The 7206-nt window shown below is 56.8% G+C and carries 7 protein-coding genes; 4 read left to right on the top strand and 3 right to left on the bottom strand.

The genetic code is table 11. From position 1 onward, the window contains the following. The first annotated feature begins 420 nt into the window (after nucleotides 1–420). The 4 genes from FV217_RS21355 to FV217_RS21370 are packed head-to-tail and all read left to right on the top strand — an operon-like array spanning nucleotide 421 to nucleotide 3409. Nucleotides 421–1320 (top strand): NAD-dependent epimerase/dehydratase family protein, encoded by a 900-nt coding sequence (locus tag FV217_RS21355; RefSeq protein WP_147820492.1) that lies wholly within the window; start codon nucleotides 421–423, stop codon nucleotides 1318–1320. Further along, on the top strand, nucleotides 1302–2150 hold the full coding sequence (locus tag FV217_RS21360; RefSeq protein WP_147820494.1) for a TIM barrel protein: 849 nt from the start codon (nucleotides 1302–1304) through the stop codon (nucleotides 2148–2150). The genes FV217_RS21355 and FV217_RS21360 overlap by 19 nt, the downstream gene beginning before the upstream one ends. Next, nucleotides 2128–2982, top strand: a complete 855-nt coding sequence (locus tag FV217_RS21365; RefSeq protein WP_147820496.1) for a glycosyltransferase family 2 protein — start codon at nucleotides 2128–2130, stop codon at nucleotides 2980–2982. Before FV217_RS21360 ends, FV217_RS21365 begins: the two co-directional genes overlap by 23 nt. After that, nucleotides 2963–3409, top strand: a complete 447-nt coding sequence (locus FV217_RS21370) for a GtrA family protein (protein WP_187272662.1) — start codon at nucleotides 2963–2965, stop codon at nucleotides 3407–3409. The genes FV217_RS21365 and FV217_RS21370 overlap by 20 nt, the downstream gene beginning before the upstream one ends. A 292-nt stretch (nucleotides 3410–3701) precedes the next feature. Here the strand turns inward: FV217_RS21370 and FV217_RS21375 are convergent, their stop codons facing one another. The 3 genes from FV217_RS21375 to FV217_RS23090 form a co-directional block, all read right to left on the bottom strand. Next, complete coding sequence (locus FV217_RS21375; RefSeq protein WP_147820499.1) at nucleotides 3702–4940, bottom strand: acyltransferase; 1239 nt, start codon at nucleotides 4938–4940, stop codon at nucleotides 3702–3704. A gap of 323 nt (nucleotides 4941–5263) precedes the next feature. Next, nucleotides 5264–6346, bottom strand: a complete 1083-nt coding sequence (locus tag FV217_RS21380) for an acyltransferase (protein WP_187272663.1) — start codon at nucleotides 6344–6346, stop codon at nucleotides 5264–5266. A 579-nt stretch (nucleotides 6347–6925) separates the two neighbouring features. Then, a partial coding sequence (locus tag FV217_RS23090; RefSeq protein WP_187272664.1) for a hypothetical protein occupies nucleotides 6926–7206 on the bottom strand: 281 nt, incomplete at its 5' end.

Below are 7206 nucleotides of genomic sequence, written 5' to 3' on the forward strand. Positions count from 1 at the left end.
AGACGACGACGGGGGCGAAGAAGCGCCAGTTGAACTCGCGGGCGATGCGGTCGACGTTGCTGCGGCCGCGTCCGCAGATCGGGCGCTGGTAGCTCGGATCGACCACCAGCGTCGCGATCTGCAGCCATTGCAGCATCGGGGCCGCTCCGGCGCGCACCCCTCGAACCTGCTCGGGGAGGTGCATATATCTAACTATATCACTGATGCATAACTGAGGATGGGGCATTTTGATCTCGCGTGCCCGAATAAGCGGGCCGGCAAGTAAGTTTATGATCCGAGATCGCATCCGATCACAAGTCAGTTAGTCTGTAAGAAAAACATTTTATAACTGTTGCGGAATAAGCGGTGCATATTCCCAGCATCTCGCCGGGGGCAAGCGCTTCAGGGGAAAGAACGCGACCGTCGTTTCGATAGCCCATTATGATGCTGGATTTTCAGGCAGTCGGTGTGGCGTTGACTGCTAGTCTAATGTCGGGCCATCTCGATGCTGTACCTTGTGTTCCGAGGATTTCGGCGATGACTCCATCTGCGGCCGCCATAGTTGGCTACACGGGGTTTGTCGGATCGAATCTTCTCGCCCACCCATCGCGTACGCTGCGATACGAGTCCCTCTTCAACTCCAAAAACGTGGCCGATCTTGGCGATCGATCCTACGAGGCCGTGGTCTGCAGCGCCGTACCCGCAATCAAATGGTTAGCTAACAAGAACCCTAGCGAGGACTGGGCGCAGATATCCGGCTTGCTCGCGCAGCTGAGAAATCTGCGAACCGATCGGTTCATTCTCATATCGACCGTCGACGTCTATCCAGATCCGGCGGGCAGGAATGACGAAGGCTATGACTTCAAGGCCTATGCGGATCATGCTTACGGCCGTCATCGGCGCATGGTCGAGGAATGGGTGATCGAGAACTTTCCCTCGGCCCATACCATCATCCGGCTGCCGGCACTGTTCGGAGAAGGTTTGAAGAAGAACGCGCTTTACGATCTCATGACGAAAAATATGCTTGAGAAAATTAATTCTGATAGTGCCTATCAGTGGTATTCACTCGGCAGCCTGGCAGACGATCTCGATACGATTGTTGAAGTCGGCGTTTCCCAAATCAATCTCGTTACGCCGCCAATACAGATGAGGAAAATCCAAGAGCGTTTTTTTCCGGCAGACCAGATCGGAGGCTCTTACTCCGTGCCCGCGACATACGACGTGAGGACGGCGTACGCCGACGTTTTCGGACATCCGGGGGGCGGCTACATCGCGGATGAGGAAACGACGCTTCGGCACATGGAAGGTTTTCTGGCCGCAAGATGCGGGACAGCTGGATGATCTGCGGACAAAAATTCGCGCTGTCGAATCTGTGCTGGCCGATCGAAGAAGACCGCGCCGCGTTGCGGATCATCCGTGCACTCGGATACCGAGGGCTCGAACTTGCGCCGTTCAAGGTATTCGGCGGCTGGGACGGGGTGACGCGTGCCGACGTTGCGAACTACATGGATTTCGCAGCGTCGGAGGGCCTTAGTGTCATAGCCCTCCAGGGTATTCTCTTCGGTGCGAATCTCGATCCGATTTTTTTGGGACCAAAGGCGCGGCTAGCTTTGCTGAAGCATGCGACGCACGTCGCGCGGATGGCCGGCGAGTTCGGCGGCCTACCATGTGTGTTCGGTGCTCCTGGCTTGAGAAAGCTTCTCGATCTATCCGCTTCGGAGGCAGATCGTATTGCGATTCCGCTATTCCGGGAACTCGGAAGTATTTTCAAAGATCAGGGCTCGATCCTGGTACTTGAAGCAAACCCGGAACGCTATGGATGCGAGTACGTGACGAAGACCGGTGACGCCGTATCGCTCGTTGGCGAAGTCGATCATCCGGGATTTCGGCTCCACGTCGACACCGGTACTGTATGCATCAACGAGGAAAATGATGAGGCACTCGAGGCCTATGTCGGCACCGCCGCACATTTTCACATCAGCGAACCCAACCTGGATTCACTGTCCATCACGAACCCACGCCATCGGCAATTTGGTGATATCCTGCGGTCGTCTGCTTACGCGGACTGGATCTCCGTCGAGATGAAGCAACCCGTGGGCGATTGGCAAACGTGTCTCCACCGCTCGGCGCAAGTCATCGAGGCTTATTATGACGTCCAACCCGGTCACTGACACCGTCTATCCCGAAGGCGTCCCAAACTTCGTGGCGAATGAGCTGCGCGAGCGTGCACATCGGTACGCCGTCGTCATTCCGGTCATCAATGAAGGTTCGCGTATCAAGCGGCAGTTGACCGAGATGGAAGAGTTGCCGTTTCCGCTCGATATCGTGATCGCGGACGGAGGTAGCGATGACGGCTCACTCGACCCGGATCTGCTGAAAACCTTCCGTCACGTCCGTGCGGTCCTGACCAAGACCGATACCGGACGCTTGGGCGCACAGCTCCGCATAGCCTACGCCTGGTGCCTGCAGGGCGGCTATGCCGGCATCGTGACGATCGACGGTAACGGGAAGGACGGAGTTGCCGCCATCGCCGACTTCTTCGCCAAGCTCGATGCCGGATACGATCTTGTTCAAGGATCGCGATATGTCGCCGGCGGCGTCAGCGAGAATACGCCGGTCGACCGCTATGTCGCGGGCCGCTTCATCCATGCGCCGTTGATCAGTCTGGCCTCGCGCAGGTTCTGGTACACGGATACGACGAACGGTTTCCGGGCCTATTCGCGCAAGTTCCTCCTCGATGAACGCGTCGCTCCGTTCCGTCCGCTGTTCGACCGCTACCAGCTTCTGTTCTATCTCTCGATCCGGGCGCCGCAACTGGGTTTCCGTGTCTGCGAGACCCCGGTCGAGCGCCGGTATCCTGCCAACAAGGCCACGCCGACGAAGATTTCGGGCCTGCGCGGGCGGATGAGCATGCTTCTGGAGCTCGTCCATGTCGCCATCGGTCGATACGATCCGAAACAGTCCAAGCGCGCGGTTGCCCAAAATGTCTTTCAGGAATCTTGACAAGGGGCTGCTCGGCCGATTCTCGCTCGTTACGGCGGCCGGCTTCGTCGTGGATTTTCTTGTCGCCTTCGCGCTGATCCGTGCAGCCCAGGTCTCGGCGCCCACGGCGGCGTCGGCCGGATTCGTTGCCGGTTTCACCCTCAACTGTGTCCTGCATGACCGGTTCACGTATGGATCGTTTGCGGACAGGGTGTCATTCAAGCGAGGTGCTGGCATCCTAGCAGGTGCCCTGGCAGCACTGGCTACGCGATTGCTCGTGATCGTGACGCTCGAGTCCTTGTTCAAGCCGTCCGCCGACATAGCGTTCGTGCTCATAGTGCTCGCTGCCGGCGTGTCCTGCGTCGTGAACTTTTGCGTGAGCTCGATTGCAGTCCGTTCAAATGGGGCGCGCGCGAAGCTTCCAGCTGGGACGCAGGTCGAGGTCTAGTACCGTAAACAAACCGGTCACGATCAACGACCGTCTCCCTGACCGTCGAGAGGGGCTCCTCGAGGCCGGCGCGGATCTGCAACCCCAGTCGCATGGCTTTCAAATTGGCGAGCGCCCGTATCAAAACGGTTGTGCTTGGGATCGGTGTCCTCACGCCGGCTTGAGCGGCGCATGGATCTCCTGACGGATTGCGTTGGCGTCGTGGCTGTCGTTCTCCTGGAGCTAGCGACCCCAAGCCATCATCCTCTGCACAGAGGTGAAACCAGTGTCATCAAGATCTCAGGATCGACGTCTAGTGCGCGGCCCGCCAACTCCGCGACCGCCGGCTTCTTTCGGGCGCGTTCAGGAACGGCTTCTCTATGTAGCGGAAGCTCAGATAGGAAATAACGAGAACAGCCGTTAAATAACTTATCAGCACGATTGTGCCATATAGCTTCGCGTAAGGCTCGGAAACGGCGGCCGGCAAAAATTGCGAGCGAATATAAAGCAGCGGAAAATGGTACATGTAGATGCCATAAGACAATTCACCCAGCCATATCAGCGGAGCAATGGCAAAAAACGGAAGTCGGGACGGGGCGTTGTTCGCGCAGATGACGAGTGTGCTCGCGAGCAGCGCCAGGAAGCTGTACAGGACCACCTGGTCGGACGGGCTGCGCGTTTCTGCCGACAGCGCGGACCGTGCGACATCGGCGAAGGATGCCTCGATCACCAGCGCTCGGCTCGCGAAATATGACATCAGAGCAAGGATCAGCGCCGTGATGACGCCGAACCAGAAGCGTGTGCTCATTCGGGATGCCTTCTTCCGTAGACACGCAGCGAGACAGCCGGTCGAGAACGCATCGAAGTTACTGAAGGGGCACAGATAGACGATCGTTGCGATCTGACCCTCCGAATATCCGATTTTGTTCAGATATAAATTCAGGCAGAGCCGGCCGAGCGGACAGGCCAGGATGACGAGCACCAGCAGCCGAATTCGAGCAATACGGCTCAGGAGCAAGAATGCGAAAGGATAGACCACATAGAATTGCTCTTCGACGCACAAACTCCAAAGATGTCCGAATAGCTCCGTATGTTCGTACGCGGACATCATCCGGTAAAAGTTGTAAGTGAAGCTGAGGAGGAACGGCAAATGATCGAGCGCAGGCGGGACGTCCGATCGTCCGGCAAGCATCATGGCCGTGCAGATCAAGCATCCGCCCAATAAAATAACGACATACAGTGGAATAATACGTTTTGCCCGCTTCTGATAAAAAGTCAGTAAAACGCTGCGACCGTCCATATTGGACGAGAGCTTTTCCAGTGATAGCGTGATCACGAATCCCGAGATTGTGAAGAACAGCCAGACGCCGACCCATCCGAATGGAACGTGGCGTGTCAAGGCATGAAAAAGCACGACAAGGAGTACAGCTGCGCCGCGAAGGGCTTGGATCGCTGGCAGCTTGTTGCCGGCTGGCAACGCCGGGGCCGACAGCTTTCGATCATCTGCGCTGGCATGCGACCAAGGGTAAGCGACTACGTCTTCCTTGGACATGCGAGCTCGGCTTTCAATCGATCGAACAAGAACACTATGGCTCGTTCGAAAAATTATAAATCCCGACTTGGAATGCTGTGCTCATGAGGGAGCAGGATCCCGGTCTTTTAGGTTCTGAGTGCCGTATCCGATCCGATTGGATCGGCTCGGCGCTCTGGCCTGGTTGCGCGTTCTTTCGGCGGAGCAGTCTCGATGTCGTTCGAAAGCACGCCAGAACGAGACCACCGACTTTGCTTTTCTAGTTTTTTTTGGGGCTTTCCCCCAGAACGAGACCGTCCCAACAAAGAGCCTCTGTCGCGTCGATTTAACCCCTGGGGAATCTGCTACCGGGTCGTTGCATGTTTTTGTGCGCGATAACTGAACCGGTGACGGAACTCCGAAATCGGTTGTTCGATGAAGTAATAAGAGGCTGCGGAGGCAAGCAAAGTGACCGTAGACCAGAGAACGAAGTTTTGCCACCACTCTCCTGAGCTTACGGAGAGCATTGACCGCGCTGCGTAGTGCCAGACGTAGATGGAGTAACTGAGCCTGCCAATCCAGTCTAACAGGGACGTGTTCAATACGACTTGGACAGCAGAAAACTTTTCAGAAAACAGGACGTTGACAATCACGATGAGGACGGCAGCGCTCAGCAGCGTATAGCGAATGGTCTCCCGGAAAAACTCGCTCCGGATCGCGAACCCTACGATGAGGAGAGCCAATGCTAGGCCGATCACGGGTGGCGTGAGCAGACGTCTCAGCAATGCCTGCCCCGCGTCGTACTCGCAGAGCGAGGCGAGCAGGACGCCGAACGCAATGGAATCGAACTGATATTGTGTCTCGTAGTAGAACACGTGTGTGGACAGGAGATCGGGCCTTGCTGTTGCTACGGCCAGCCGTAAGGACACACACAGGATTAGGATCGCTACGCAAACCAGGGACATCTTCCGTGGGTCGGCGCGAAGGAAAACGAACATGATCGGGAAGATAATATAGAAGTGCTCTTCGACCGATAGAGACCAGAAAATCGCGAATGGCATGGTGCCGCCGGTGTGGCCGGTTTGGCTTAGATGGCTGTAATAGTAGTTCGCGTAATATAACAGCGCGGAAGTAGGCTCCTGCCATACGATGCCATTGGGGTTGGTCTGGCTGTATATAAATAGCACAACTGCACAATAGACGATAACGACGGGATATAGACGAAAAAACCTGCGAATGTAGAAGCCTTTCAAATCGATGGAGGACTGCGCCTTCCACTCTGCATAGAGGAGGCGCGCAATCAGGAAGCCGCTGATCAGGAAGAAGACCCGGACGCCGAAGCCCCCCGGAAAAAATTTGCTGCTGATCGTGTGCGATAGGAAGACGATCAGAATACTAATGGCGCGCAGGCCGTTGAGGCTCGGAACGAAACCGTGCTCGGCCTGCATCGACTGCAACCGTAGGGAACGTGGCGCTTTCGCTAACACAGTCATAATCTAATCCGCTTCGTTCATGCGCCACAGATCAGGATTCATGCAGTTCGATTACTTTGCAGGACATTCGGCGATTTGTCCATAATATCGAGCTTCGGTACAATTCAGGTTGCCAATCTAACTGGACGCAGATCCGGCTTGGATCTGAAGATGTGCTTGATTGTATTGGAAATCGGATCGTGCTTGTCATGAAAGATGTCAAATTGCGTGGTGTGCTCAGGTATGTCGGTCCCTGGGCGTTGCTGTCCGTCGTCGTCGGTCTGACGATCGGCAAGTTCATCAAGGCAGGGAACGGATGCTCCGCGACCTCGATGAGGAGGGATCGCCCGCGTCCTCGTTGACGTCACGCGGCAGCAGCGATGTCCGCTCCAGGCCGCATCGGATTTGCGACGGGTTGAGCCGAACGGGCATGCGGAAGGCTGCAGGCCGGCGATCGCTACGGAGAGGTCATGCCGCTTGGGTCGTGCTCCTCGGGGCGCCCGCACGTGAGTCTCGAACGGTCGTCGCCGTTTCCCGGAGCGTGATCGTCATCGGCTACGAGGCACGGTCCTGGACGGAGGGAACGCTGATGCGAGGCGTCGTGCCGGAATCTGCGGCGACCTTGAGGTGGTTTTCCTTGAAGGGTATCGGCAGGGATGAAAAGGACTTCGCGCCGAACTGCGGAGACTTGGTCAGTTCGTGCATGATCCGTTCGGCGAGGACCTGGACTTTTCCGAGCCTTCGGCAGGCGGCTTCGGCTGCGGCGGTGTCCTGCAGCGAGGAGAGCTCGATGGCGTCGAAGGCATCGAAGAGCCGTGTTCCGGCCTCTCTCCATT

This window comes from Methylobacterium sp. WL9, from assembly GCF_008040035.1.
GTDB lineage: Bacteria > Pseudomonadota > Alphaproteobacteria > Rhizobiales > Beijerinckiaceae > Methylobacterium > Methylobacterium thuringiense.

Bases quoted from the DNA above. Each gene is read 5' to 3' on its own strand.
- FV217_RS21355 (WP_147820492.1), top strand. From the start codon at position 421: ATGATGCTGGATTTTCAGGCAGTCGGTGTGGCGTTGACTGCTAGTCTA.
- FV217_RS21360 (WP_147820494.1), top strand. From the start codon at position 1,302: ATGCGGGACAGCTGGATGATCTGCGGACAAAAATTCGCGCTGTCGAAT.
- FV217_RS21365 (WP_147820496.1), top strand. From the start codon at position 2,128: ATGACGTCCAACCCGGTCACTGACACCGTCTATCCCGAAGGCGTCCCA.
- FV217_RS21370 (WP_187272662.1), top strand. From the start codon at position 2,963: ATGTCTTTCAGGAATCTTGACAAGGGGCTGCTCGGCCGATTCTCGCTC.
- FV217_RS21375 (WP_147820499.1), bottom strand. From the start codon at position 4,940: ATGTCCAAGGAAGACGTAGTCGCTTACCCTTGGTCGCATGCCAGCGCA.
- FV217_RS21380 (WP_187272663.1), bottom strand. From the start codon at position 6,346: ATGCAGGCCGAGCACGGTTTCGTTCCGAGCCTCAACGGCCTGCGCGCC.